We start from the raw sequence: 26468 nt of genomic DNA, 5'->3' as shown, positions 1-26468 counted from the left end.
TGGCCTAATTAGGCCGCTAAAAGGTGACTTCTGAATTCATCAGGAGTCATCTTTTTTAATCCCCATTGGTAACGTTCCGAGTTGTAATACGAAATATAATCGTCCACACGTGCTCTTAATTCGTGTAGTGATTCTGAATCTTTGTATGTCAGATCATCTTTCATATGACCGAAAAAAGATTCYATTGATGCATTGTCCCAACAGTTACCTTTGCGAGACATGGATTGGATGAATCCTACTTTGCTTACTAAGTTTCGGATTTTAGGATGYGTATAGTGCATGCCTTGATCCGAGTGAAAGATGGCTGCAGGATGAATATTACCATCCAATCGCTCTAGGAGTCTGTAAATCGTTTGCTCGACAATAGAGAGCTCTAACGATGAAGAGAGATAGTGAGCTAGTATCTGTTTGGTCGCACCGTCTTTAACGCATGAGAGATATGCCCATTGCCYATTCCCATAACGTAGATAGGTAATGTCTGTAAGCAATACCTTCTCTGGCTCTCCTTGGTCAAATTGGCGCTTCAATAGATTTGGACATGTCTGGTGCTCTTGTGTCGCTTTAGCCATTTTACGATATGGATTAGAACGCCTAATGGTTGCAACGAGATTAAACTTACTCATTAACCTTCGGATCTTCTTGTGGTTCATAACGACGCAACTCTTGCGCTCTAATCTCATTTTAATTGCCTGAGCTCCTGCTTTTCCCTTCAATGCAAAGTAGTGCTCTTTAATAAGGTAACCGTCACGTTCGTCTGCAAACGCCCTGAGCTGCCGGGATTCTTCAGCTCGTAACCATCTGTAATAACTACTTGGGACAGCACCTGCAAGCTTACAAAGGTAGCGCGTCATACGCTGTAATCCATGTTGACGAATGGTGTGATTGACCAACTGGAAGCGCTCGGAGGGTGTTAATGTTTCCTCAGCATCTTTTGCTTTTCGAGCGCTTCCAGCTTTTTTAAGAACTCATTCTCGACCTCAAGGAGCTTAATTCGTGCCTCGGCTTGCTTTAGTTTTTCCTCTATAGACATCTCAACCGCAGCTCTTCTGCCAGTGCTTCCTTTCCCACGACGTTCCTCCAACAGCCCTTTTTCACCTTGAGCAACGTAAATATTGCGCCAACGCTTCAGGCAATGCTTTGGTTTTTTGTGGCCAATAATGTCCACGTTAAACCCTGCCATTAGAAAAATTCCCATTGGCGTTTGGCCTTTTTCGTAAGCTTGAACAGCCGCAATCTTAAATGCAGGAGCATATGTGATGCTCTTTTCAGTCACATTGAGGACATTTGGATTTATTTCCAGCTCTTTAATCTCTTGCTCTGAGAAACCCTTCTCCCGCATTAATGAACTATATTTCTTGCTCATGTTTTCTTCCTCCGCTCCATTCTCATAGTCTGATTAAAACACAAATGACCCGTAAGAGGGCACTTTTTTCAAAGTGTCCATCTTACGGGTCACAGTTCAGTTTCTTCCTCCGCTCCATTCTCATAGTCTGATTAAAACACAAATGACCCGTAAGAGGGCACTTTTTTCAAAGTGTCCATCTTACGGGTCACAGTTCATAGCAACTTGGATGAGGCTTCTTTCTATTGACCTTTCAATTCTGCAGCGGCTTGCTCAGCTTGCTTATGCTCCAATGATTCGGTCAAGCGCTCTTTACTCATGAGAACCGCTGCCACAACAGCCAAAGCTGTTGGAATCAGTGCCCACATGAATGTATACGAAATCGAGGATGATAACCCTGCTGTAATTTTATCAAGTACAGGTGCAGGGATTTGAGCACGCATTTCAGGTGCCAGCAGTACCCTAGGATCACTAAACGCTGGATTGTCAGCCATGTTGCCTTGCCCGCTTCCAGCAAAAATCTCCTTGAGCTTCGCTGTGAAATCATTCCGTTGAATGATTCCGAATAGTGTAATCCCTAAAGTCATACCTAAGGAACGAACGAAAGAGACTGTTGCATTCACAGAACCACGCTGCGACGGATCAAAGTGATGAATCGCCGCATTGGAAAGTACGGAGAAGCTCGCACCGATCCCAACACCAACGACGATCATGCACATTGTCACATACAAACGACTTGTATCCGGTTCAAGCTGTGTCAACATGTACATACCTGCTGCTAGAATGACAACAAAGACCATCATAATGTTCCGGTATGGCATCTTATTCATTAAGAAACCGCCGCCTACCGCTGAGAATACAGAGCCTACCATCATCGGCAAGAGTACGAGCCCTGAATTGGTCGCTGTTCCACCAAGCACACCTTGAATATAAATGGGAATATACACAGATGCCGTGATAAAGCCCATCCCGCTCAATAATCCAAGCGCATTACTCGTCGTAAACAAACGGTTCTTAAACATCGGGAATGAAATGATCGGTTCGATTACTTTTCTTTCAATGATGATAAAGCAAATCGTTAGCACAGTGAAAGCTGCAAACAGTCCGATAATTAAGCTGGAATCCCATGCATATTTATTTCCACCAAGCTCAAGGGCAAACATCATGCTAACAACGGCACCAACCAGCGTAACGGCACCCCACCAGTCGATCTTCTGTTTCGTATGAATCGGTGATTCTTTGTAGTAGATCGCAATAAAAATAAGGGCCAAAATTCCAAGAGGAATATTGACATAGAAGACCCAATGCCAGTTAATATAATCCGTAATATAAGCGCCAAGCAACGGTCCGAAAATACTGGACAAACCGAATACCGCACCGAACAAACCGCCTAACTTCCCGCGTTGTTCGACAGGTACCGTATCAAACATGATCGTGAACGCAATTGGAATCAGCGCTCCGCCACCAATACCTTGCAGTGCTCGGTAGATACTAAGTTGAACAATACTTTCTGCCGTACCACACAAGATAGAAGCAGCCAAGAAGACAATTAATCCAAAAATAAAAAACCGTTTGCGCCCGAACATATCGGATAACTTCCCAAAAATCGGCATACCTGCCATTTCAGCAACCATATAGGCCGATGTTACCCAAACAAACTTATCCAGTCCACCAAGATCTCCTACAATGGTTCCCATCGCTGTGGCAACAATTGTATTATCCATTGACGCCATTAACATGGCCAAGAGTAGACCTGCTAAGACGAAGCCTACTTTATTATTTGAACTCGTCATTCGTACACATTCCTTTACAATTTGTTTTCGCCTTACACCCTGAACTTACAAACATTATTACAACTTGCGTGACTCTTTCACAATGGCACCCTTCTTCTTCTCTAAGTGTACCTTGTATTCTACTAGATCGACTTCACAACCAGGACCGATGACAACTTGGTTGCCGCGAACAACTTTCGCTCTCGTGTGCTCCACGTAGATATCATCCCCTTCAATAACCGATACCGTTACCTTAGCATGCGATGAGGGTCTGAAGAATAAGCTAAACGGATGAAGCAAACTCGCTTTGCGAATTCTAATTTTCTCTCCGCCAATCTCTTTCGCCGTTGAATCTTGGAAAAGTCTAATGTTGATCTCTCCTGCGTTCAGTAGTCCTCCCACATCAAACATGCCCTTTAGATGAAACACATCGACTTCGCAATCCCCTCCTGCAGCGATATGCCCTTTAAGTGCAATCATGGTGCCTTGCATATGACCTTTCACTTCAATCGTCCCTGAACCAGTAAGTGATCCAATTTCTGCATCACCACTGATACTCACCGTCCCCGAATTTTTCATTGTATCGCTTCGAACATTTCCCGTCAATGAAAAAGTGCCCACAATGCCTGCTTCGCCTGCCTGCAAATTACCTTCCATCTCTAATGTTCCGATACATTTCAGAAGCCGGCATTGCGTATCGCCTTCAATGATGCCTTCTCCAACAATTTTCATTCGATCATACAGGCCCCCTGCCGCGGTAGAGCTGCCCGTAATCTTCAAATTACCAATTTGCGAACGTTTGTTTGTGTCTATTCCCATTGTACCTCAAACCCTCCTCTCTTTGCTACACTTTTTCGCTGCGTTTCACCTTAGATTGTTTATCTTGCTCGAGCTTTGCCGTATATTCGATGAGTCCAATCTCACAACCAGGTCCAATTGTAATATCCGCTCCTCTTACGACATCAGCCGTTGTATATTCCAAGTAAATATGGTCGCCTTCGACGGTTTGAACCGTCAAATGATTACCAATCCCCAGAGGCAGAATCTTCAACCAACTTGCCAAGCCAATGCCTCGCTGCTTACGTATTTGGATTCGTTCTCCGCCGATCTCTGAAATTTTACTATGCCCATGCAAGGTAACAAGGACCGTATCTGCATTAAGCGTGCCCACCTGCAGCTTACCATTGGCATTAAACTTCTCCGCCTCACAATTGCCTGTTATTATTGAAGAGCCATTAATTTCAAGGCTCTCGCCCGCATAATTACCCTCAATCTTGACTTTGCCATGAATTCGGGTACGTCTGGCCTTCAGACTCCCCTGAATCGTTAGCGTTCCATGCAATTCTGCCGTTTCAGATGTAATACTGCCATTCACTTCTGCACGCCCATTTAGCGTAAAATCGGAGCATATAACGTCCCCTTCCAAACGCCCCATGCCGTCGATTTTAACCGTACGGAAGCTCCCACCATTAGAAGATCCTATTCCGGAAATCATCAGTTTACGCTTCAATTCTGCTGTATGCATAGGTGTCACCTCCTCACGTTGTTGTTATTTTCAGTTTCAGTTCTTCAATCTTCTTCGCCACCTGCACGCGGAGCACAACCTTCACGCCTTGCTCGAAGAATAATTCACTGCCTGTCGTAACCAGTAGACATAAAGTTAAACCCATCTTACGTATAAAAATCAGATCACAAGGCTTACCTTCAAACTTGGCATATTGCTCTTTCAAAGTCAGAAGCAAGTATTTCCCTTCATCGAGGCTTATTTCACCGGATTGTAAGCAGTCCTCTAATAGAAACAGAAACAACATTTCTTCAAAGCTGTATACCGCTGTCGCTCCCAAAAATGGAGATGCATAATCTATGGTTTGATGAGAAACAATGTTTCGTTTAATTAGCTCTAATTTGTCTATTTCCATGTCATTTGGCACGATAGAGAACACATCCGCTAATTCATCCAGCGATAAATCATCTTTCATATTTACAATTTTATCGATACGTGCCAGCATCTGCCCCTTCGGAAAGAACGTTTCCTGTCCCGTAAACGCTGATTTTCGTATAAACCATTCCTCTGGAACTAAATTTTTGCGTTTCCAGCGGTAAAGTTGCCCATAAGATATGCCTGTTAGCTCGAGTAGCTCTTTCTTCGATATCAAATCTTCATCCAAGGTACATCCCTCCTTTGCCACTTCAATGTAACATAACAATGTTACGCAGTAAATCAGCCTTGAGACTGAACTAAACTCAAACAAAAAAAACCACCCAGTCATCCCAGGTGGTTTATCTTTCATCTATATTACTTAAAATACAAAATCATCGTCCGTCAAAGCCTCGACGTGAATTGTACGCACATAACCATTGCCTTTTTTGGAGAAAAAGTCATGCTGCTTCGTCTTCGTACTCAGTCCGTTCAATACAATCGGGTTGATATCCTCTTCTGGGAACATCGGTTCAACGCCTAGGTTCATAAACGCCTTGTTCGCGTTGTAGCGAAGGAATGCTTTCACTTCGTCTGCCAGTCCCAGCGGTCCGTACAGACTATCCGTGTAGCCTTCTTCATTCGCATGTAGCTCTTTCAATAGCGAACACAACGTCGCGTACGCTTCGTCTTGCTCGGCAGGGCTTAGCTCCGCGTAGACTTCTTGTGCCAGCACACCTATGTACAACCCATGGATGCTCTCATCGCGTAGAATCAAGTCAATGATCTCGCCGCTGCTCGTCATTTTACCTTGGCCAGCCAAGTACAACGGATAATAGAAACCGCTATAGAACAAATAGCTTTCTAGCAGAACTGACGAAGCCATCGCTAGATACAGCTCTTTGGTCGTATTAATATTCTCATAGTAATGTGAAATCTTATTCGCCTTAAACTGCAAGTGTGGATTCCGCTCCACCCATTGGAACAGCTCGTTGATCTCTTCTGTCGTAGACAGCGTTGTGAAAATCGAACTGTAAGACTTCGCATGGATCTGCTCCATCATCCCCATGAAGCTAAGCACAGCTTTGCGCTGCAACCCATCCACATGCTCAAGGATCTTCGGCATCCCGACGCCGCCCTGCATAGTATCGAGCAACGTCAGACCGCCAAGCACTTTCATATATAGCTCACGCTCAACGTTGCTGAGTGTGATCCAGGACATTTTATCATCAGACAATGGAATTTCTTCATCTGTCCAGAATTGCATAATATTTTGATTCCAGAACGTAATTGTAAAATCATCATCAGGCCGGTTCCAATTCACCGCTTTTTTGACGATAGGTTTATTGATCGTTGGTGCACTTGTCATGAATGGTAGTCCCCTTCCTACTTATACTGAGCAGCTTACACATTCCTCAACGGATAGCTGGTTGGTTCTTGTGTAGTAGAGCGATTTAAGTCCTTTGTGTGCCGCATACAGGTATAATCTAGCAAGTTGTCTTGTTGAAACATCACTGTTTACGTGTAAAATGGTCGAGATCCCTTGATCCACATGCGTTTGAATCTCCGAGATGAGGTCAAGAATCTTGAATTGATCCATTTGATAAGCGGATTTATAGTAGAAGAAATTGTCACGTGCCATGAATGGCATCGGATAATACGTTGTCGAATTCGCATACGTACGTGTCTCAATAGGTTCAACAATTGGCATAACACTGGATGTTGAATTTTGGATATACGAGATGCTTTGCGTTGGCGCTATAGCCAAACGGTACGCATGGTAAAGCCCGTGCTTCTGAACGTTAGCTTGCAAAGCTTTCCAATCGCTAGGCGACGGAATCGGCATGCCTTCGAATAATGCTTTCACTCTATCCGAGAGCGGACGGTAATCTGTTTCTGTATAACGGGTAAAATAGTTCCCATTCGCATATTCCGACAGCTCAAAGCCTTCGAAAGTTTGGCCGGATTCTTTGGCAATCTCCATACTTTTTTCAATGGAATAGAAATTCATCGCTGCAAAGAAGGTGCGAACGAAATCCTTCGCTTCAGCACTCTCATAAGCAATTTTGTTCTTGGACAAATAGCCGTGCAAATTCATAACGCCAAGACCGACAGAATGCAGTTCACGATTCGCTTTGGCAACACCTGGCGCATTGTGGATCGTCGTCATATCACTCACTGAAGTTAGAGCAATCATGCCTTCGTGCACGGTTTCGCGCAGCTTTTTACGATCCATCACATTGGCAATATTCATCGAAGCTAGATTACAACTGATATCGCGAAGAATGGTGTCTTCTTGACCGTAATCATTGATTTCGGACGTCTCCTGCAGTTGGAAAATCTCTGTACAAAGATTGGACATTTTGATCGTCCCAATCCCCTTCAAAGCATGATCCTTATTCGCATTCGTACGATTCATCATATATGGATAACCGGATTCCAGTTGAGTTGTCGCAATTTTGGTCAGCATATCACGTGCATTCATGATTGCTTTCTTCTTAACTTTAGGGTTCGCTAGAAGTTCATCATACATCTCATCCATATCCAGATCATCCATATGCTTGCCATAGGCTTGCAGAACGGTGTAAGGAGCGAAAATATGTAGAGGCTTGTTCTCCTCAGCTAACTTATAAAATTTATTCGGTACAATAAGTCCGATGGAGAGTGTTTTCAAACGGGATTTCTCATCCGCATTAATTTTCTTACTATCTAGGAACTCCATAACGTCCCAGCCGAAAATGTTGTAATACGCCGCGCCTGAGCCCTTGCGTTGACCCATTTGATCCGCATAGGAGAACGCATCCTCCATCAACTTAAGAACAGGAATAATACCTTTCGCCGCGCCCTCAACACCTTTAATCGTTTCACCGCGCCCGCGAAGCTTCGATAAATTCACGGCTACACCGCCGCCAATTTTGGACAACTGCATACATGTTGCTAATACATAGTTGATGGAATTTAAGGAATCGTCCATTTCTAACAAGAAGCACGATACTAATTCGCCACGACGACTCTTGCCTGCGTTCAAGAACGTAGGTGTCGCTGGCTGCAAGCGCTGCTCCATCATGGATAGGGCCAGTACGCGTGCTGTCTCAGCGTTTCCGCGACCCAAGTACAGGGCTACGATCGCTACGCGATCAGGGAAATGCTCGAGGTATAACGTCTTATCGTCACTGCGTAAAGCGTAATCTGTATAAAATTTCGAAGCTGCCATATACGATGCGAACTCGAATTGATTGTCATGTGCCACTTGATACACGCTGTTAACTTCATCTTCGGTGTATTTGTCATAAACGTTCTCGTAGAAGTTATTGTCGATCATATAACGAACCTTCGAAGAGGTATCGGGGAATGTGAGGCTTCTGCTGTGTACTTCTTCTATGAACACCTTAACAGCTTCTTTATCCTTCTCTAATTGAAAAAAACCATCCGTACCGCGTTGCATTAATTCATTATTAAGTTCAATGTGCCGCAATTGCTTGTACCCCCTGAACAAATCGTTCTACATCATTTTTCGTGCCGGATAATTCAAATTTGGTTAATACGGGAACATCATAAAGTGCTGAGATCGTATCTGCGCTTTTGGCGAAGCCGTCTCCCCAGTTGCGATTACCGCTTGCTGCAACGCCTTGAAGACGAGAGGAATTACTTTCTAGGAAAGAAGCTACCTTGGGAGGAATTTGTCCAAAACCAGTTGTATACGTCACGAGTACGAATGGCTCGTCCATTGTCATCGCTTCCTCAATTTGTACCGCGGGCATCTGGAGCTTCGCAATAAAACGGCGAACATTTCCAGTCTTCGAATCGTAAGCAATCAACATAGCTTCCGTCTCCTATCATTCTCAATTCTCTCTATCTTGTGCCTTCGCTTGCGGGTAACCTATATGTAGTAAAGATACCAATTCTATCGTCTGTCATTCGCGAGTTCATCTACCCATTAATCGACAGAATCTGCATTTGTTTCACGACTCCGTAAACGGTCAAAAAAGCTTGAAACCTGCGGTTTCACTTGATTTCCGGCTCGATATGAGCCTTCTGCTAGCAATCTCGCAATGCGCTTTTTATCACGACATCTAGTTGATAGATTCAAATTTATATCAATATATTGTGTTTGTCAACGAGCAAAACGACCTATTTACAATTCCAAAACACGTAATCCTAGACGGGGCGTGGCTCGATGGGTTTAGAAAAAATATTTTCATTTTTTACTTGATTTTTTCGGATATGTCGAAATGACTAGGACATTCCTCCTCTACTAGATCTAGTCCAAACTCATCTTCCAATTACCGCTTTTAAACCTGCTCAGTGACCCTCTACAGGCTTTTAAACGCCTCGGTCGAAACTACATGCCTCAGCACAAAAAAAGCTATTCACGCGCACACGAGGGTGCCATGAATAGCTTAATTCATTTTCCTAGCTGTTGCGTTGTTGGAAATCCGTCATGAAATCAGCGAGTGCTTTACATGATGCGTAAGGAACTGCGTTATACGTGGAAGCACGTAAACCACCGACACTGCGATGACCTTTCAATCCAACGAACCCTTGCTGCTCGGTTTCTTTAATGAACTTCTTCTCCAGCTCTTCATCTTGCAAGCGGAATGTAATATTCATCGCAGAACGGCTTCCTAGATCTACCGGTCCACGGTAGAAGCCATTGCTGCTATCAATTGCGCTATAAATAAGGCCTGATTTTTCTACATTATTCTTCTGAATAACCGTCAATCCGCCTTGCTCTTCAATCCATTTCAACACCAGATTCACCATATAAATGGAGTATGCTGGCGGTGTGTTATACAAGGAATTGTTTTTGCTATGCGTTTCATAACGCATCATCGTTGGGATTGTTTTTGGCAGATCAACGAGTAGATCGTCTTTAATAATCGCAACGGTCACACCAGATGGTCCAAGGTTCTTCTGTGCTCCCGCATAGATCATGCTGAACTTCGAAACGTCGACTGGGCGGCTCAAGATATCACTGGACATATCACCGATCAGAGGAATGTTGCCTGTTTCCGGAAAGCTTTGGAATTGCGCACCTTCAATCGTCTCATTGGACGTGATGTGCAGGTAAGCTGAATTCGGATCTAAGTTAATGTCACTCAATGCAGGAATTTTCATAAATTTCTGTTCTTTCGAACTAGCAGCAAGCGAAACTTCTCCGAATAGTGCTGCTTCTTGCACAGCCTTCTCGGCCCAAGCGCCTGTCAGCACATAGCTGCCAACCTTGCCTGCCTTCAAGAAATTCATAGGGATCATGGAGAACTGAGAGCTCGCTCCACCTGTCAAAAAGAGAATTTGGTACCCATCTGGAATACCAAAAATACGCTTCAATAACGCTTGTGTTTCATTGTGCACTTGCTCATATTCCGAACTACGGTGAGAAATTTCCATAATGGACATGCCAATGCCTTTAAAATCAACAAACTCTTCTTGTGCTCTCTGAAGTACTTCGAGAGGTAAAGCCGCAGGCCCTGCGTTAAAGTTATAGGCCCTGTTTCCCATGAGTGACCACACCTTTGCGTTTTGTATTATGGCTATGATAGCAATATTCTGTGCAAGCATCAAGTAAAACCTCAAACAGGCCCTACGAGACTTGTCAGAATTCCTCGATAAATCGCTACCATATCTTCCAGCTTCATTCGCACAAGTCCGCTAGAAGACGGACACACATAATCAATAACGCCTTCTACCATCGGCTGCGGTTGACTGCCCCAGGAGATGCCTCTTCTGCCGCTATACTGCTCATAGACACCCTTCCCCACGAAGCAAACAACCTTCGGTCGGTAGGTCTCAATTTTCGCTTTCAGAATTCGTCTGCCCTCACGATACTCGTCTGCCGTAATTTCTGCTGCTGTCAAAGAAGGGCGTGCCACGATATTCGTGAAGCCATAACCGATTTCAAGCAGATCACCATCCTCTTGCGGCTTGTAAAGCCTTGGCGTTAATCCCGCCTGCAACAAAATGCGATAGAATCGATTATTCGGATTCGCATAATGATGCCCGGTTTCCCCTGATCGAATACTCGGATTATAGCCAACGAAGAGAATTTGCAAACCCTCCGCCATATGATCTGAAATTGCCGCTAGTTCCAACCGTGCACCTCCTGCGAGTTATATAAACTTTAAATTTTCATACGTTTTACCTAGCACTGTTGCTGTGTCTCCATTTAACCACGAGTCAATTAGCGTACTATATACAGAACGGAAATCAACCTCATATTTCAAATCTCCATTATCTAAGTTACTCAAGCTCGGATAGGCACCGTATAGACCGCCCTTCACCTTGCCGCCAATGACAAACATCGGTGCCGCTGTTCCGTGGTCGGTTCCACCGCTGCCGTTCTCTTTAACACGACGTCCAAACTCGGAGAACACCATGACAGCGACGCGATCCTGCAGCCCCTGTGCCTGCAAATCCTGATAGAACGCAGTTAACCCTTCATCGACCTGTGTCAGCATTTGTGCATGCTGCAGTTTCTCATCCGCATGATCGTCAAATCCACCTACTTCTACATTAAAGAGCCGCGTCCCTGATTTTCCAGCCAGCAACTTCGTTACAAGCTGTAAGTCCCTTGCAAAATTCGTATTGGGGTACTCAATTTTCTTCGTATAGGTAGCAGCAAGAGATTGGATCGCTTCTACGCTCTTATAAGCTTCCGATCCTCGAGCAGAAATGACCCGCAGTTGATCGAACGAATTCGATGCCCCATACATATCCAAGAACGCTTTGGTTATTCTATTCTTGTCCATCAACGCTGTCTTAGGATCGAATACATGATAGGACTCCAGGGATTGAATCACTGGAAAGCTTGATTGATCAGTGGCGAAGGCTTTGCTGCCTGATCCGCCAATTTGAATCACTTTGAGAGGATTGGGATTCTTCTGTAACGAAGCTTCCGCATACCGTGCCAACCAACCGCTGCGGCTCATTTTCGCAGGCTCTGCGGTTTGCCAAATTTCCATAGAGCGAAAGTGTGAATGATTAGGCTCCGGATATCCAACTCCTTGTATAATAGCCATTTTTCCTAATTTATACAACGCTGCTAATCCTGTAAGACTAGGATGTAGGCCCACGTGAGAATCGAGCGCTAGTACTTCCTTCTGTTCATAAGCAAGCGTAGGCCGTGAATCATAATAGACGCCCTGTCCGTAGGGAATCAATGTATTGATCCCGTCATTGCCGCCGCTTAACTGCACAACAACCAAGACTGGGTCTTCCACGCTAGGTTCGGAGCTCCCTGCCCATAGTGATTTACCTGTTTCCGTGAAAAGTGCACCACCAAGCCCGAGGGTTGCGAATAACGCCGTTCCTTTGATCAGAAAATCTCTTCTCGTTAATTTCACAAGTTTCCCCCCTATTTCATCTGAGCTTCAGGACTAATCAAAACAAGCTGCAGGAGACCTCGTAAGCCGGTTAGTTTTTGCTTTGTTTGGTTTGTATGTACAATGGTGTCATCTGCGTAAGCACGCAAGCTCGCCTGTGTTTGTTCGGATAAGTCCGAGATCCCCATGAGCTCTGCATAGAGCTTCGCCCACTCCATAGGTGACTCCACTTGATTCGGTTTGAACGCTGACGCATTCAGCTGTTGTCCGTTCATTTGCTTCGCGATTCCCTCAGCGAACTGGTACCTTGCCAATAAACAGTTCGTTGTGAGCCAAGAGGCACCACCTCTCCAGCCTGCAACATCGGGAGGGACGAATAGTTCCTGCCCCATCTTTCGCATCGCTTGGGCATGCCCCTTGGCGACGGAGAGCTCGCAGCATTTCAGGATACCCGCTACATAATCTGCTGGTGTTTTAATAAGCGACATCCGATTGGTATCCGCGTAGAATTCATCGGAAAGGAATAGTGCCTGAAGCACTTCCCCCACCGTATTCTTCTGTGTAATTAATCCAGCAATGGTCTGAATCCAACGATCGGACGGTGTGTCCGTTGCAAAATAGTTCAACAACTTCGTCGCTAGAAACGTTGGCAATGCTTGTTGATGAAATAAGATATCAATTACATCGTCTGCATCTAATTTCCCGCTTTCCCCGAGCAATGTCTTGGCATCGTTATCGTGCTGTTTGGCATTGTAGTTGACCTTATGATCATTTTTATTGTACGTCCAGCCTGTAAAAGCGCGCGCAGATTCCTTCACATCCGTTTCGGTGTAGTGACCGATGCCAAGTGTGAATAACTCCATCACCTCACGGGCGTAATTCTCATTCGGCTTCCCCTTCTTATTCTGGTTCACATCCAGCCAAATCATCATGGCAGGGTCCTTGCCGATTTCGATAAGCAGCTCTTTGAAATTCCCCAATGCATATTGACGGAACAGTTCATTTTGCTTCACCATGAGCGACGCATCTTTCACTTTATAATTCGCCGTCGCGAAATGTCCATGCCAAAACAACGTCATCTTCTCGATGAGCGGCGTAGGTGAGTTCACCATCCGATAAAGCCAGTACATCTGTTGATCTACTAGCAAGAGCGGATCCAAAGCTTTCTTCCCGTCCGTATGAAACTGGTCAAAGGAAGCTAGCTCCGGAGCTTTGTCGATCAACGATTCACCCGTTACTAAGCGCCGAACTGTTTCTTCCCGTCCTAGCGCCAAGCAAGCTGCAACTTCTTCCTTCGCCACACCAAATCCCGCACGCAGTAAAAGATGAACAACTTCCTTGCTGGTCCACTGGACTCCCATGATCTCCCCACCGTTCATTTTTTTCCATACTGTACCATATAAATGTGTCAAAAGTATGTAGAAATACAAATAACCAAGTCTAGTGACTTGGTTATTTGTATTCACATGGGTGCCAAACGTTATAATTTCGCTGATCCCACGAGCTGCTCAGCTAGCTGTAGGAAGGATCCAACAACACGTCGCACTCGCTTATCGACATCTGGATGAATGTCTTCGAAGAGGGCGTCTTCGCGGAAGCTCTTGCGTTGATCGCCACCAATCGAAATCCACTCCGGACTGTTAATCCCATGTAGATTGCGGACGGTCGTCTGCATCTGGGTCAGCGAGCTGACAGCTACCGCTCCGCCTGAGGAGCTGACGGATAGCACAGCTTTGTTATGGAAATGATCCTGTCCAACATGATCCAGCGCATTTTTGAGCACACCGGACATTCCACTATGATACTCAGGCGTTGCCAAGACAATTGCATCGGCGGACAACATCGCCTGTTTAAAAGCTCCAAGTGCTTGGTGGTCCTTTCCATCATCTTCAGGTGTATAGAAAGGTAACGGCGTCTTGTATAAATCTATTAGTGTTACTTCATGTTGATTTTGTGTTGCCAAATGCTGAATATATGTGGCAAGTCTTGTACTCGTAGCAGCTCCATGATTGCTTCCTGCAACAATCGCAATTTTCATCGTTAATTCTTCCTTCCTTTAAAAAGAAAACTGCTCCTCCATAGCGTCCTATGAAGGGGCAGTTCCTATTATCATATCGTATAAGTGCTAAAGATTAGCAATCGAAGTAAAGGTTGTACTCGTGTGGGTGAATACGGATTGCAACTTGTTTCGCTTCGCCACGTTTCAAGTCGATGTAGTTATCGATGAAATCTTGTGTGAATACGCCGCCTTCAAGCAAGAAGTCGGAATCAGCTGCAAGAGCATCCAAAGCTTCGTCTAATGTACCAGGAACGCTGCGGATCTCAGCTTTCTCAGCATCTGACATTTCATAGATGTTAGTATCGAAAGGACCGTATCCAAGGGCACGTGGATCGATTTTCTTTTTGATACCGTCAAGACCAGCCATCAACATTGCTGCGAAAGCAAGGTATGGGTTAGCTGTGCTGTCTGGTGTACGGAACTCAATACGACAACCCTTAGGTGTCACAGCTGCGATTGGAATACGAACTGCTGCTGAACGGTTACCTTTGGAGAATACAAGGTTTACCGGAGCTTCGTAACCAGGAACTAGACGTTTGAAGGAGTTTGTACTTGGGTTTGTGATCGCGATCAACGCTGGAGCGTGATACAGGATACCACCGATGTAGTTAATAGCCATTTCGGAAAGGTTAGCATATGCGCCTTTTTCGTAGAACAAAGGGTTACCTTCGTTGAAAATGGACATATGAACGTGCATTCCGCTACCGTTGTCACCAAATAGTGGTTTCGGCATGAATGTAGCTACTTTACCGTATTCTCTCGCTGTGTTAGCAACGATGTACTTGTATTTAAGCAGGTTGTCTGCTGTTTTAGTCAATGTGTCAAAACGGAAGTTGATTTCAGCTTGACCAGCTGTTGCCACTTCATGGTGATGACGCTCAATGCGAAGACCTGCATCAGCAAGCTTATTACACATTTCGGAACGGATATCTTGTTGAGAATCCATAGGAGCTACTGGAACGTAACCGCCTTTTACTGGAACTTTATAAGCAAGGTTGCCGCCTTCTTCTTTACGAGCTGTGTTCCAACCAGCTTCTTCGGAATCAACTTCGAAGTAGGATTTGTTCATACCATTTTCGAAACGAACATCATCAAAGATGAAGAATTCGGATTCTGGTGCGAAGTATGCTGTTGTACCAACGCCTGTTGTTTGCAAATATTCTTCAGCCTTTTGAGCGATGCTACGTGGATCACGGTCATAACGGTCGCCTTCAGGTGTATGGATGTTGCTCATAATAATCAAAGTAGGGTGTGCTGTGAAAGGATCCACATAAGCGGTTTCCGTATCTGGCATCATTACCATGTCAGATTGTTCAATACCACGGAATCCTGGGATGGACGAACCGTCGAAAGCTACGCCATTCACGAAAGTTTCTTCATCTACTTCAGTAGCTGGTAGTGAGATATGTTGTGCTTTACCGGCAAGACCTACGAAACGAAAATCTACCCACTCAATATTCTTTTCCTTGATAAGGTTCAACACGTTTTGAACTGACATTTAAAAAACCCTCCCATTTCCGTACATTCAACGTACTTTGCATGATTAATGTTCTTCTTTTGCTTGTTTTCTTTCACATATTATATAGCGATTCCTCTAACACAGTCAATACTTATGTCAGGTATTTTTTAAAGGAGTGTAAGCTATTCTTACACTATTTTCCCACAATTGCCATAAATCCAAAAACAGGAAAAAGGTTTCCCCATTTCTGAAGAAACCCCTTCCTATGAAAACCGTATATTACGCCAAAATGGCTTCTTTCTTCGTATCAAACTTCTTACCAAGTAATGGAGCAAGCTTCTCAAGATCAGATAGCAAATGGGCAAATTGATCTGGGAACAACGATTGTACGCCGTCTCCTGTCATTGAATTGTCCGGATCTGTATGCATTTCGATGATTAATCCGTCCGCTCCAGCTGCAACAGATGCTTTCGTCATTGGAACTACCAACTCTCTGCGTCCTGTTCCATGACTTGGATCTGAGATAACCGGCAAGTGACTCAACGATTTAAGTACTGGGATTGCTGATAAATCTAACGTATTTCGTGTGTAGGTTTCGAATGTACGGATTCCGCGCTCACATAGCATAACGTTCGGATTACCGCCTGCAAGAATGTACTCAGCAGCATTCAAGAATTCATCATACGTCGAGCTGAATCCACGTTTAAGCAAAACTGGCGTTTGAATCGTTCCTAATTTGCGAAGTAGATCAAAGTTTTGCATATTACGCGTACCTACTTGCAGAATGTCCGCGTATTCCGCACATACATCCACGTACTCCGGTGTCATGACTTCTGTAATCGTAAGTAGGCCGTGTTTCTTACCCGCTTCAGCCATCATGATCAGACCTTCCACACCAACACCTTGGAAGCTGTATGGACCTGTTCTTGGTTTAAAAGCACCGCCGCGGAGCACCTGCCCGCCAGCTGCTTTCACTAAGCGAGCAATCTCATCGATCTGCTCCGGCGTTTCAACTGCGCAAGGGCCACCCATGACGACAAGTTGTTCACCGCCGATTTCAACACCTTTAATAGAAATAACCGTATCAGCAGGATGGAAATCACGACTAGCCAGCTTGTAAGACTTCGAGATTTTCACAACTTGCTCAACGCCAGACATTTGACGAAGTTGTTCCGCTAATTTCGGATCCGCTTGACCAATGATCCCAATTACTGTACGATCCTCACCTTTGGAAACATGCGCTTGAACCCCTTGCTTTTCGATAAATTGCACAATTTCCTGAATACGCTCATCCGAAGTTTTGTTTGATGTAATTGCGATCATGTGATCCACGCTCCTATTTCATTTATTATGGGATAATTGATTATCAGTCCACTGACATGCTTCAACGCTTGTTCGCTTCTACGCTTTTATGCTTTTAACCGCTAAAGTAAATATACAACGCTCGACGAGAATTCGTCAAGCGCTAATTTATTACCTATTCTTTTGATTCACCAGGAGCTAACTGATCTTTACGTATTCTACGTTTTTCTTTACGGCGATTCGTGTGGTACTTGAGCAGAAGCACGACTGGGAAATAAGCAATAATACCAAGGAAAAGACCAACGACCATCCCACCGACAATTAAATCCAAACCGCTGCGAATAATATTAGAGAGGAGATGCGGTAGATGGTGGATCAGATAGATCTTAAAATGCTTCGGCACTAAATATTCCCCGACCTGCTTATTAAGAATGGAAAAAGGTATATAGATGACTTTACCGAACACAAAGCCAATTAAAGCCGCAGGCAAGTTTGCTCTCAGTAGGTAAACCAATGGAAAGATAAGAACAAACGCAAACCCTGCAGTCGGTAATGTGAACATCTCAACGAATAGACCAATCGAAAAGCCTCTTGCTACCATGGAAGGACCGCCCTTGGCACGTAAAAGAAGTAAATATTTGAATTTGAACCAACGTTTAGTACTTTTCCAATCGTAGCGAGCTTTCATCATTTTCACCTTCTGAGTACTTTGCATGCTAGTTTCAATCCCGTCGAGTGGAATAAGCAGGAATTACACGGTACTTGCTGCTTTGGATTTAACAGGGGGAATTAGTTTCTTCATATTAATAGTACGTTTTATTTCCCAACTGGTTTCATCTTTCGCATCGTAATTTTCTAAATAGGTAATGACCTCTTTGGTGATCGGTGTGGGCGTGGAAGCCCCTGATGTTACACCTACTTTACGTACACTCGCCAACCATTCTCTGTTTAATTCAGAAACGTCTGAGATACGGTAAGCCATTACACCAGCGATCTCTTGTGAAACCTGAGCCAAGCGGTTCGAATTGTTGCTTTTCGGATCCCCAACGACAATGACCAGATCCACTTCTTTTGCCTGCTCCGCGACGGCTTCTTGACGAACCTGCGTTGCCAAGCATATTTCATTATGAATTTCAGCTTTTGGGAAAAGCGTTAATAACCGATTCATAATATGTTTAATATCCCACTGACTCATCGTGGTTTGATTCGTAATGATGATTCGATTCGACTTCAGATTAAGGAGCTCAGCCTCTTCCAGCTTCTCAATCAAATGTACATGATCTGGTGCTACGCCAATAGCTCCTTCTGGCTCTGGATGTCCTTTTTTCCCGATATAAATAATGTCATAACCGTCTGCTACTTTTTCACGAATTAAATCATGCGTCTTCGTTACATCTGGACATGTTGCGTCTACAACAGTAAGTCCTTTGTCACGCGCCAAACGTCTTACCTCAGGAGAAACCCCATGTGCAGTAAAAATAACAGTCCCTGTCTCCACTTGCTGCAAAATCTCAAGGCGATTCTCGCCATCCAGCGTGATGACTCCTTCCTCTTTGAAGAAATCGGTCACATGCGCATTATGAACAATCATGCCTAAGATATATATAGGTCTGGGAAGATTTAAATTTTTAGCAGTTTGCATAGCGAGCGCCATAGCATCAACAACCCCATAACAGTAACCTCTGGGGGATATTCGAACAACTTCCATCTGTTCCACCTACCTAAACCGTTGTATTTCTTCTAATTATATCTGATTATATGGCATGAGGGAAGTTTGCCGGCAGCCAGATTAAAAAGGTACTTCCTTCGTCCTTCCGAGTGGTGACTTCCACAGATCCATCATGCTCATCAATGATCCATTTGGCAATAGATAAACCAAGCCCCGTACCCGTCGTAACCCCTCTGGATAAATCCGCGCGATAGAACCGATCGAAAATATGAGGAATATCTTCTTTATCCATCCCTATGCCAGTATCTGAGATCCGTATGCCAATAAAGCTGTTTCTACGTATCGCCTCAATGGTTACGGAACCCATAGGTGTATATTTAAAAGCATTTTCAATAAAGATGAACAACAATTGCTGCAGGTAATCTCGGTTTCCTTGAACCATGGCATCTTCGAGCGCATCAAGATTCCCCACTTGCCATTCAGCCGTATGCTCGAGCAGCTGTGCCCTCCTTACGACTTCGTGAACTAGCGGCTTGAACTCAATCGGATGTTTCTCCATAAGAACACCCGCATCAGCCCTCGCAAGAGCGAGTAAATCATTGACTAATCTGCTCATTCGTTGCGCTTCCCCGGCAATATCGTGCATAGCTTCCAAAGACATTTGAACCTGATCTGGCGTAGCTAATTCTTTGGTCCCCGATGTTTGCTTCCACATTTTCTCCAACAAATCCACATTACCACGAATCGTTGTTAGTGGAGTCCTAAGCTCATGTGAAGCATCCGATACAAATCGTCGCTGTGCGCGGTAGGCCTCATCTAATTCCACATACGTAATTTGAATACGGGCAAGCATGCCATTGATTGTATTCGTCAATCGGCCAATTTCATCTAGAGGTCCATCGTAATGAATCCGCTTCTCAAGATCGTCTCCGCTTTCGATTTGATTCGCAGCATCTATTACTCGCTCAATTGGTTTTAATACCTTACGTGCCAAGAACCAACCTAAGGAGGCAGCGACGATAATCGTTAAAATAGCCCAAATGATAAGCGTATAACGCAGCGTGACAGCCGTTCTCTCGTAACTGCCGATCGGCACAGCTGATTGCAGAATGCCAATGAGATGTGCTTTATTATCTGTTAGGCCTAGATGGTAGATCAGAAAATCCTGATTAAGAATTTTCGTCTTCTCAAAATAACCAATCTCATCTTCAAGTTTATCTACTTGGCGTTGCAGTTTATCGATTGTCGATTGGCCAATAGGCAGCGTCTGATCATAATATTGTAAATTCTGAGATCGGTTAAAACTCTTTAGCGCGATATTATATAATTGTAAAAAAGTATTGGTGGAATAGAAATCTCTGCTTTCTAATTCAAGATCAACAACTAGCCCTTTCTGAGAAAGAGCAATGCTTTTCTGAATACGAGTGGAGCTGTTGACGGCCTCTCTTTTCACATCTTGACGAATTTGATCATAAAGGAAATAGTTCAAGAAGAAATAGAGAACAATGCCAAAAAGGAGCATCGTGATAGCCAATATGCCTGAATACCATAGCGTAAGCCGCAGGCGAAGCGACATCTTAATTTTCCCCTCTCAATACATAGCCTGCTCCTCGGACCGTTTGAATCAAACGCTTATGGCCAAATTCTTCAGTTTTCTGGCGTAACAAAGCTATGTAAACCTCTAAGACATTGGACTCACCGCTGTAATCGTAACCCCAAATCTTTTCCATGATAATATCCCTCGACAGCACTCGCTTCGGATTCTGCATAAAGAGATGCAATAAATCGAACTCTTTCGTCGTTAATTCAATCAGTTTCTCGCCACGGAAAACCTCCCGTGTATCTAAATCCAGTACTGCATCTTCAAAGCTGAGCCGATTGTTCATCTGTTCCGGTCGTTCCGTTCTTCGACGTAGTAATACTCGCACTCTCGCAAGCAGCTCTTCCAAAGCAAAGGGCTTGACCAAATAATCATCAGCACCCAAATCCAAACCTTTGACACGATCACTAATATCGTCCTTAGCAGTCAGCATGAGAATCGGCACTTCGCTGCCGCTTTCACGAATTCGACGAACAACTTCCCACCCATCGATGTGCGGCATCATGACGTCCAAAATAATTAGCTGCGGTTCTGTCACCAACATTTGCTTGAGACCTTCTAAACCGTTAGCTGCCGTCGTAACCAAATAGCCCTCAAATGCTAGTCCACGTCTCAGCATGGAAGTGATTTTCTCATCATCATCAATAACCATAATATTCTCTCTCATTGGTCCGCCCCCATTCTACACTCTATTGTAGCAAAATTACCGCCTAGCAAAAAGAAGCAGAGCCTGCAAGCTTGAGGCCGCGGACTCTACTTCCTTCAATTATGTGCTTGGAGCTTACTGAGCTGGTGTCTCAGCAAGTGTATTTTTGTCTCCTACCGTAACTGGGACTTCTGTACGCTTGCCATCACGAATAATGCCCAGCGTTACTTTGTCGCCAACTTTCGTTCCTTGAACCTTCGTAATCAACTCTTGTGAGTTCTTGATTTTGGTGCCATTCAAATCAACGATCACATCATATTGACGCAAGCCTGCTGTGAATGCGGGGCTCTTACGTTGAACACTTCCAACCAAAGCGCCATCTGTGTTAGGAAGCTTCAATTCACTCACCCAATCTTGACCGATATCTTGCAGACCAACACCAAGGTAAGGAACAGGCTCTTTCGGAATCGTAACATTATTCTTCAAGTTATCTAGTACAGAAGAAATTGTGCTAGTCGGAATCGCAAAACCAATCCCTTGCGCTTGTGAACTTACCGCTGTGTTTATCCCAATAACTTCACCGTTAAGGTTCAAGAGAGGACCACCAGAGTTACCAGGGTTAATGGAAGCATCTGTTTGTAGCAAATGTTTATACTCACGCGTCCCTTTCTCATCAGGGATACTAATTGGACGTTCTTTCGCACTAAGTACACCAACGGTTACTGTGTGGTCGAATCCGTAAGGGTTACCAATCGCAACAACCCAATCACCTACGTTTACGTCATCCGCTTTACCAAGAGGAAGGATCGGGAAATCTTTCTCGCCCTCAATTTTGAGTACGGCCAAATCTAAATCATAGCTGTTACCCAGCAATTTCGCTTTAAAAGGCTTATCATAGCCTTCTACGGTAATTTGAATTTCATCAGCACCGTCAACCACATGCTCATTTGTCAGGATATATCCTGTCTTTTCGAAAATAAAGCCAGTTCCCATACCAGCAGGTTGCAACTGTCCGTTCCCCGTGTCATTTTGACCACTCTTAGGTGTCGTTTGACCACCACCATTATCACCAAAGAACTGACGGAAGAATGGATCATCGAACAGTGAGTTTCCTCCATTGCTGCGACTCGTTGTCTTCGGCTTAACGAGTGATTCAACCTTTACGATGGCAGGACCTGCATTTTGAGCGATCGCGGCAATATTACCCGGGCGAACAACATCAAGAGCAGCATTCTTCACTTCACCGCCATTACTATTCGAGCTGCTTGCCACGGTTGTTGCTGAACTTGAACCAGAAGCTAGTGGTTGGTTACCTGAAAACAAGTTCGTTTTGTCCGCTGTAAACATCAACGCGCTGACAACGAGCGCTCCTGCCATGAATGCTGCAAAGACACTTTTTACGGAAGAACGCTTCTTCGCATTAGGATCCCACGCCGCTGGACCTTGAGGAGTATTCTCTGAACCAAAGCTGAAAGGACGTAACGTCTTAGGCGGTGTTACTTCTACATTCGAAGTACCTTCCGAACTTGTAGAAGACGTTGTTAAGGATTGACCTTCACTTTCTTCATTAAAAGCAGATTTGTAAGGCCCATAGGAGTAATAGTAGGAAGGTCTTTCTTTGTTAGGCTCTTGCCCATCATTACTGCGGGATTGCTCCTGCTCGTTGTTATCATTATTCTGCGGCTTGAAAAAGTCGCTGTAGTCTTTTTTATTTTCATCCATGGGTCTTACCTCCATAATTAAAGTTATAAGTGCATGTTCTTCTGAAGGATCTTGTTGTTCTCTATGTGTCTATCATGCACTCACAACCTTAAACGAATATTAAAAATCAATAAAATGGAGGTAAAAATAGGACATAAATTAATGAATCCATGCTTTTTCAACTGATTTTAATACGTTTGCAGCTTCTTTTACCCATTTATCCTCAATCCCAGCATCCGAATCCAGCGGTGTTTGGAACTGATCGATCAAAGCTCCCGCTGTCTCCACGTCAGCTTCAGGATCCAATCCTTCATTATAGACATGTTTCAGAACAAAAGGAGTACCGACCTCAACGACGGCATCCGTCGCTTCCACATCGCCTTCAATTCTGCCCGTGACGACTTGAACGGGAATTCGTAACCAAACTTTATTCGCCTCATCCAGCGAACGATCGAAGTAGCCATGGTCATAATCCCAACCGCCACCTAAGTTAAAATCAAATTGTTCTAGCTGGGCACGCACCTTATCAAATGTTTCCTGTACCTGCTCCAGTGAGGAAGTTAGTGGTTTCATAGCGATTGGACACTCCTTAAGCGCTCATATTATTTTACTTACGCATAGAATGTGCCAAATTGACATTTTTATGTGCGATAGTCCCTCAATTTGTTCGTGCTGTTAAACCCATCCTTTTCGATGCGCGAATATCGCTAATTGTGTCCGATCGTCAAGCTCACACTTCATCAACAAGTTGCTGACGTGTGTTTTAACTGTTTTGATACTAATAAAAAGCTCTTCGGAAATATCCTTATTACTTTTTCCTTCGGCAATTAAGAGGAGCACTTCACGTTCCCGAGCTGTTAGCCCCTCCTGTTCCGGTAATTCACTCCGCTGTCTAATACCTCTAGTCAAGGCTTGCGACACTTCAGTATTCATGACTGGCATGCCGCGGTAGGCACTCTGAATCGCATGAATCAACTGATCGGAAGAAACCGTCTTCAACATATAGCTGATAGCTCCGGATTCAACAGCTTCCAGCACCTTGGCTTCCTCCAGAAAGGAGGTCAGCATAATTACTTTTATCTGTGGAAACTCATCACAAATTAGCTTCGTAGCACCAATCCCATCCAACACGGGCATCGTTAAATCCATTAAAATGACATCTGGCAGTGATGGAAGGCTTTCTTCCTTCAACTGATCAAAAGCAGATTGACCATTTGACGCTTCCCCCACTACTTCTAAACCAGGCTCCAATGAAATGTAAGTACGCAATCCCACTCGTACCATGTCGTGATCGTCCACAATCATTACTTTAATGTTCGGATTCATTCTTGTTTTCCCCCAGAATGCCCTGAAAATCGCGGAATACGAACGCGCACGCGAGTTCCTGAGCCTAATTTACTATCAATCTCCACTTCTCCGCCTAGCTTTTGCGCTCGTTCTCTCATGGTTGACAGGCCGTGGGAAGCAGAAGGAATATCTCTTCGTTCAAACCCTTGACCATCGTCCTGCAATTGCAGCACATATTGATGTTCTCTTTCGTAGATTGCCAATCGAACCTGTTTGGCCGAGGCATGTTTAATGACATTCGCAAGTCCTTCTTGGATAATGAGGAAAAACTGATGTTCAATCGCCTCAGAAATAATTTCAGGCAGTGAAACATCAAGTTGACCCTGAAGTTCATGGGTCCGGCAATATTCCGGGAACCATTTCTCCAAGGCTTCTTGTAGGCTCATATCTTTTAATTCAATGGGTCGTAGTTGTGAAATGAGGCCACGCATCTGCTTCTGAGCATGATGGGACATCTCAATGAGCTGGTTCATTAGCGATGGTGCAGCCGCTGGGTTTCTTTCTAATATTTTGGGAAGTGAGGAAGCCGACATATGGATCGCGAATAGCTCTTGGCTCACTGTATCATGAAGATCTCTTGCAAGCCTGCGTCTTTCTTCCATCACAGCACTCTCTGTCAGCTCCTGATCCCGAATGGCTTCGGCTTCCCCTAGCTTTTGCATCAGCTGCACGCGTTCTTCAATCGAAGTTGCCATGCTGTTAAAAGCATCATACAAGTATAAGAAAGGCTCTACTGGCTCCATATCAATTCGAACAGAGAAATTCCCTTTTGACAATTCCAGCATTGCGACGTGAAGCTCGTCTACCTTGCGCTGCCATCTTCTGGTTGCAATGAAACCTACGGACAAGCTCACTACAAGAATCGCGAAAGCGAACCACAAACGGAACTCCCAAGAACTCAGTTCTTTCTCGTAATATTCAAGTACGATATAAATACCTGAAACCGTTACTACGCTCGAGATTAGAAAGTAATTCAGCAGCTGCCACTTCATATTGAACATTCGCAATTTGTACATGCTCCATCCTTAACCTATCTTTTTAATAGTAATATCGCCAATAAACATACTTGTTGTTACGACAATTTTATGTTCCGCTTCTTCATAATGTGAGGTTTGCGTTCTGATGTTGCGCAGAAAACCACTTTCACGCCGATCAAGAACCTTCATATCTCCAATAAAGGAGCTTGCCATGACACGAACCTCAACATCCATATCGTTCGGGATGAAAATCTTCACATCGCCAATAAATGCCGTAACATGAATCGTTGTTTCGCCACGTGGAATTGACGCACGCGTAAGATCGATAACCGAATCGCCAATAAAGTGAGAGATCTGAATAGGTTTTAATTCCCAAGCCTCTTGGCCGAGGTGAACATCGCCAATAAAGCCATGACGGTGTAGAACATTACCTGAATCAAAATTATGAACGAAGCCATCATATTTGTGATGGTGTTGTTGTTTGTGTTTGTGTTGGGAGTCTGTCCATTCTCCATGCTCCTCGTCCTTTGGATACGTGCCGTGGATATCCTTCAGCACTTCCTTTTCTTCAGCAGTAAGGCCATGTTTCATGTTACTCGCTGAAGTATGATCCATGTGTTCTTTCGAATTGTTGGAAAGATCGCCAGACACGTTCCAATTTCCCGACTCCCATTGTTTCTTATAGTGGGAATGTCGTGCTCGATTCGCTTCTCGCCGAGCTTGTCTTTCTTCATCTTTCGCTTTCTTAATGGAAGGCCACTCCGGCGACTCTTTCTTACCCGGTTTAAAAATCACATTTAAACCAAAAAGTATTAAAGCAACCGGCGCAAGAAATTTAAACATTTCTCCAATAGAAAGGTCGGTTACATTTAGATTTTTCAAGAGAAATATGGTTCCTACGCCGCACATCATCAAGCTGCCTATGGATCCACCCCAATGATACTTTCGCTGTGAGACAAAGCCGATGAGCCCATAAAAAATCAGAATCGCAGGCCAATACGTAGACACTAAATAACCGATATCAATTTGAATAATTCCTAATTGATTTAGTAAAAAGAGTGTTCCCGCGGATACGAGTACTAGCCCCCAAATCATTCTTTGAAACATATGCGGATTCATACTTTCTTCCTCCATTTGTGTAAAGCGTTGTTAAGATAACTCTAGTTTATAAGATACAAGGTGGAATGAAAAGAGACGTTAGATTGAAGGCGATCTCCGCCTCAAGACCGATATTTCAAAAGCCCCTATAAGAAAACCTAACATGGATGTCGTATAAGACGAACATTTCACTGGAGATGTTATGTATTCTTACGCATTCCGTTGACATGCTTATCATCAGAACCGTATAATTGGG

25 protein-coding genes are annotated in these 26468 nt (G+C 44.2%); all 25 read right to left on the bottom strand.

Going from position 1 to position 26468, the window contains the following annotated elements:
• Nucleotides 1-8 precede the first annotated feature (8 nt).
• Nucleotides 9-890 carry an IS3 family transposase gene (locus ASL11_RS35565; RefSeq protein ID WP_235550352.1) on the bottom strand — a complete coding sequence of 294 codons (882 nt, stop codon included), beginning with the start codon at nt 888-890 and terminating at the stop codon, nt 9-11.
• Between the two features lie 20 nt (nt 891-910).
• Nucleotides 911-1363: an HTH domain-containing protein gene (locus tag ASL11_RS37310; RefSeq protein ID WP_235550351.1), complete on the bottom strand. Its 453-nt coding sequence runs from the start codon at nt 1361-1363 to the stop codon at nt 911-913.
• A gap of 221 nt (nt 1364-1584) precedes the next feature.
• Nucleotides 1585-3135, bottom strand: a complete 1551-nt coding sequence (locus tag ASL11_RS03215) for an MDR family MFS transporter (protein ID WP_056609546.1) — start codon at nt 3133-3135, stop codon at nt 1585-1587.
• A gap of 57 nt (nt 3136-3192) precedes the next feature.
• Complete coding sequence (locus ASL11_RS03210) at nt 3193-3933, bottom strand: hypothetical protein (RefSeq protein WP_056609544.1); 741 nt, start codon at nt 3931-3933, stop codon at nt 3193-3195.
• A 25-nt stretch (nt 3934-3958) separates the two neighbouring features.
• A complete protein-coding gene (locus ASL11_RS03205; protein ID WP_056609542.1) occupies nt 3959-4639 on the bottom strand; it encodes a polymer-forming cytoskeletal protein in 681 nt (226 codons plus the stop codon).
• A gap of 13 nt (nt 4640-4652) precedes the next feature.
• Nucleotides 4653-5282, bottom strand: a complete 630-nt coding sequence (locus ASL11_RS03200) for a YhbD family protein (protein ID WP_056609540.1) — start codon at nt 5280-5282, stop codon at nt 4653-4655.
• Nucleotides 5283-5414: 132 nt separating this feature from the next.
• The gene (gene nrdF, locus ASL11_RS03195; protein WP_056609537.1) at nt 5415-6401 is read right to left on the bottom strand and encodes a class 1b ribonucleoside-diphosphate reductase subunit beta; all 987 of its coding nucleotides are present in this window, start codon (nt 6399-6401) and stop codon (nt 5415-5417) included.
• Nucleotides 6402-6422: 21 nt separating this feature from the next.
• On the bottom strand, nt 6423-8507 hold the full coding sequence (nrdE, locus tag ASL11_RS03190; protein ID WP_056609535.1) for a class 1b ribonucleoside-diphosphate reductase subunit alpha: 2085 nt from the start codon (nt 8505-8507) through the stop codon (nt 6423-6425).
• Complete coding sequence (nrdI, locus tag ASL11_RS03185; RefSeq protein ID WP_056609533.1) at nt 8494-8853, bottom strand: class Ib ribonucleoside-diphosphate reductase assembly flavoprotein NrdI; 360 nt, start codon at nt 8851-8853, stop codon at nt 8494-8496. The genes nrdE and nrdI overlap by 14 nt, the downstream gene beginning before the upstream one ends.
• 592 nt (nt 8854-9445) lie before the next feature.
• The gene (gene serC / locus ASL11_RS03180; RefSeq protein WP_056609531.1) at nt 9446-10534 is read right to left on the bottom strand and encodes a 3-phosphoserine/phosphohydroxythreonine transaminase; all 1089 of its coding nucleotides are present in this window, start codon (nt 10532-10534) and stop codon (nt 9446-9448) included.
• 71 nt (nt 10535-10605) lie between these two features.
• Entirely contained in the window at nt 10606-11097 is a 492-nt protein-coding gene (locus ASL11_RS03175) for a mismatch-specific DNA-glycosylase (RefSeq protein ID WP_056609651.1), read from the bottom strand.
• 45 nt (nt 11098-11142) lie between these two features.
• A complete protein-coding gene (locus ASL11_RS03170; RefSeq protein ID WP_056609529.1) occupies nt 11143-12375 on the bottom strand; it encodes a DUF1501 domain-containing protein in 1233 nt (410 codons plus the stop codon).
• 11 nt (nt 12376-12386) lie between these two features.
• Nucleotides 12387-13715 carry a DUF1800 domain-containing protein gene (locus ASL11_RS03165; protein ID WP_056609528.1) on the bottom strand — a complete coding sequence of 443 codons (1329 nt, stop codon included), beginning with the start codon at nt 13713-13715 and terminating at the stop codon, nt 12387-12389.
• A 119-nt stretch (nt 13716-13834) separates the two neighbouring features.
• A complete protein-coding gene (locus tag ASL11_RS03160) occupies nt 13835-14392 on the bottom strand; it encodes an NADPH-dependent FMN reductase (protein ID WP_056609526.1) in 558 nt (185 codons plus the stop codon).
• 94 nt (nt 14393-14486) lie between these two features.
• On the bottom strand, nt 14487-15911 hold the full coding sequence (gene glnA, locus ASL11_RS03155; RefSeq protein ID WP_056609519.1) for a type I glutamate--ammonia ligase: 1425 nt from the start codon (nt 15909-15911) through the stop codon (nt 14487-14489).
• A gap of 240 nt (nt 15912-16151) precedes the next feature.
• Complete coding sequence (gene aroF, locus ASL11_RS03150) at nt 16152-17195, bottom strand: 3-deoxy-7-phosphoheptulonate synthase (protein WP_056609517.1); 1044 nt, start codon at nt 17193-17195, stop codon at nt 16152-16154.
• Nucleotides 17196-17349: 154 nt separating this feature from the next.
• Nucleotides 17350-17889: a DUF2062 domain-containing protein gene (locus ASL11_RS03145; RefSeq protein WP_056609515.1), complete on the bottom strand. Its 540-nt coding sequence runs from the start codon at nt 17887-17889 to the stop codon at nt 17350-17352.
• A 36-nt stretch (nt 17890-17925) separates the two neighbouring features.
• Nucleotides 17926-18882 (bottom strand): 4-hydroxy-3-methylbut-2-enyl diphosphate reductase, encoded by a 957-nt coding sequence (locus ASL11_RS03140; RefSeq protein WP_056609513.1) that lies wholly within the window; start codon nt 18880-18882, stop codon nt 17926-17928.
• A 46-nt stretch (nt 18883-18928) separates the two neighbouring features.
• Entirely contained in the window at nt 18929-20419 is a 1491-nt protein-coding gene (locus tag ASL11_RS03135) for a sensor histidine kinase (RefSeq protein ID WP_056609512.1), read from the bottom strand.
• Between the two features lies 1 nt (nt 20420).
• Nucleotides 20421-21110 (bottom strand): response regulator transcription factor, encoded by a 690-nt coding sequence (locus ASL11_RS03130; RefSeq protein ID WP_056609510.1) that lies wholly within the window; start codon nt 21108-21110, stop codon nt 20421-20423.
• A gap of 114 nt (nt 21111-21224) precedes the next feature.
• Nucleotides 21225-22811, bottom strand: a complete 1587-nt coding sequence (locus ASL11_RS03125; protein ID WP_056609508.1) for a S1C family serine protease — start codon at nt 22809-22811, stop codon at nt 21225-21227.
• 138 nt (nt 22812-22949) lie between these two features.
• Nucleotides 22950-23363, bottom strand: coding sequence for a YugN family protein (locus ASL11_RS03120; protein ID WP_056609506.1), 414 nt, complete (start codon nt 23361-23363; stop codon nt 22950-22952).
• 102 nt (nt 23364-23465) lie between these two features.
• Entirely contained in the window at nt 23466-24116 is a 651-nt protein-coding gene (locus ASL11_RS03115) for a response regulator transcription factor (protein ID WP_056609504.1), read from the bottom strand.
• Complete coding sequence (locus ASL11_RS03110; RefSeq protein ID WP_056609502.1) at nt 24113-25153, bottom strand: HAMP domain-containing sensor histidine kinase; 1041 nt, start codon at nt 25151-25153, stop codon at nt 24113-24115. Before ASL11_RS03110 ends, ASL11_RS03115 begins: the two co-directional genes overlap by 4 nt.
• Before the next feature lie 9 nt (nt 25154-25162).
• The gene (liaF, locus tag ASL11_RS03105) at nt 25163-26233 is read right to left on the bottom strand and encodes a cell wall-active antibiotics response protein LiaF (RefSeq protein WP_056609500.1); all 1071 of its coding nucleotides are present in this window, start codon (nt 26231-26233) and stop codon (nt 25163-25165) included.
• Between the last annotated feature and the right edge of the window lie 235 nt (nt 26234-26468).

Source organism: Paenibacillus sp. Soil750 (assembly GCF_001428045.1).
Taxonomy (GTDB): domain Bacteria; phylum Bacillota; class Bacilli; order Paenibacillales; family NBRC-103111; genus Paenibacillus_E; species Paenibacillus_E allorhizoplanae.
The sequence above is the reverse complement of the archived record's forward strand: the minus strand, read 5'-3'. Positions and strand labels throughout refer to the sequence as shown.

Coding starts and splice junctions, on each gene's coding strand:
- ASL11_RS37310 (WP_235550351.1), bottom strand. CDS start 1,363: ATGAGCAAGAAATATAGTTCATTAATGCGGGAGAAGGGTTTCTCAGAG.
- ASL11_RS03215 (WP_056609546.1), bottom strand. CDS start 3,135: ATGACGAGTTCAAATAATAAAGTAGGCTTCGTCTTAGCAGGTCTACTC.
- ASL11_RS03210 (WP_056609544.1), bottom strand. CDS start 3,933: ATGGGAATAGACACAAACAAACGTTCGCAAATTGGTAATTTGAAGATT.
- ASL11_RS03205 (WP_056609542.1), bottom strand. CDS start 4,639: ATGCATACAGCAGAATTGAAGCGTAAACTGATGATTTCCGGAATAGGA.
- nrdF (WP_056609537.1), bottom strand. CDS start 6,401: ATGACAAGTGCACCAACGATCAATAAACCTATCGTCAAAAAAGCGGTG.
- nrdI (WP_056609533.1), bottom strand. CDS start 8,853: ATGTTGATTGCTTACGATTCGAAGACTGGAAATGTTCGCCGTTTTATT.
- serC (WP_056609531.1), bottom strand. CDS start 10,534: ATGGGAAACAGGGCCTATAACTTTAACGCAGGGCCTGCGGCTTTACCT.
- ASL11_RS03175 (WP_056609651.1), bottom strand. CDS start 11,097: ATGGCGGAGGGTTTGCAAATTCTCTTCGTTGGCTATAATCCGAGTATT.
- ASL11_RS03165 (WP_056609528.1), bottom strand. CDS start 13,715: ATGGGAGTCCAGTGGACCAGCAAGGAAGTTGTTCATCTTTTACTGCGT.
- ASL11_RS03160 (WP_056609526.1), bottom strand. CDS start 14,392: ATGAAAATTGCGATTGTTGCAGGAAGCAATCATGGAGCTGCTACGAGT.
- glnA (WP_056609519.1), bottom strand. CDS start 15,911: ATGTCAGTTCAAAACGTGTTGAACCTTATCAAGGAAAAGAATATTGAG.
- aroF (WP_056609517.1), bottom strand. CDS start 17,195: ATGATCGCAATTACATCAAACAAAACTTCGGATGAGCGTATTCAGGAA.
- ASL11_RS03145 (WP_056609515.1), bottom strand. CDS start 17,889: ATGCAAAGTACTCAGAAGGTGAAAATGATGAAAGCTCGCTACGATTGG.
- ASL11_RS03140 (WP_056609513.1), bottom strand. CDS start 18,882: ATGGAAGTTGTTCGAATATCCCCCAGAGGTTACTGTTATGGGGTTGTT.
- ASL11_RS03135 (WP_056609512.1), bottom strand. CDS start 20,419: ATGTCGCTTCGCCTGCGGCTTACGCTATGGTATTCAGGCATATTGGCT.
- ASL11_RS03130 (WP_056609510.1), bottom strand. CDS start 21,110: ATGAGAGAGAATATTATGGTTATTGATGATGATGAGAAAATCACTTCC.
- ASL11_RS03125 (WP_056609508.1), bottom strand. CDS start 22,811: ATGGATGAAAATAAAAAAGACTACAGCGACTTTTTCAAGCCGCAGAAT.
- ASL11_RS03120 (WP_056609506.1), bottom strand. CDS start 23,363: ATGAAACCACTAACTTCCTCACTGGAGCAGGTACAGGAAACATTTGAT.
- ASL11_RS03115 (WP_056609504.1), bottom strand. CDS start 24,116: ATGAATCCGAACATTAAAGTAATGATTGTGGACGATCACGACATGGTA.
- ASL11_RS03110 (WP_056609502.1), bottom strand. CDS start 25,153: ATGTACAAATTGCGAATGTTCAATATGAAGTGGCAGCTGCTGAATTAC.
- liaF (WP_056609500.1), bottom strand. CDS start 26,233: ATGAATCCGCATATGTTTCAAAGAATGATTTGGGGGCTAGTACTCGTA.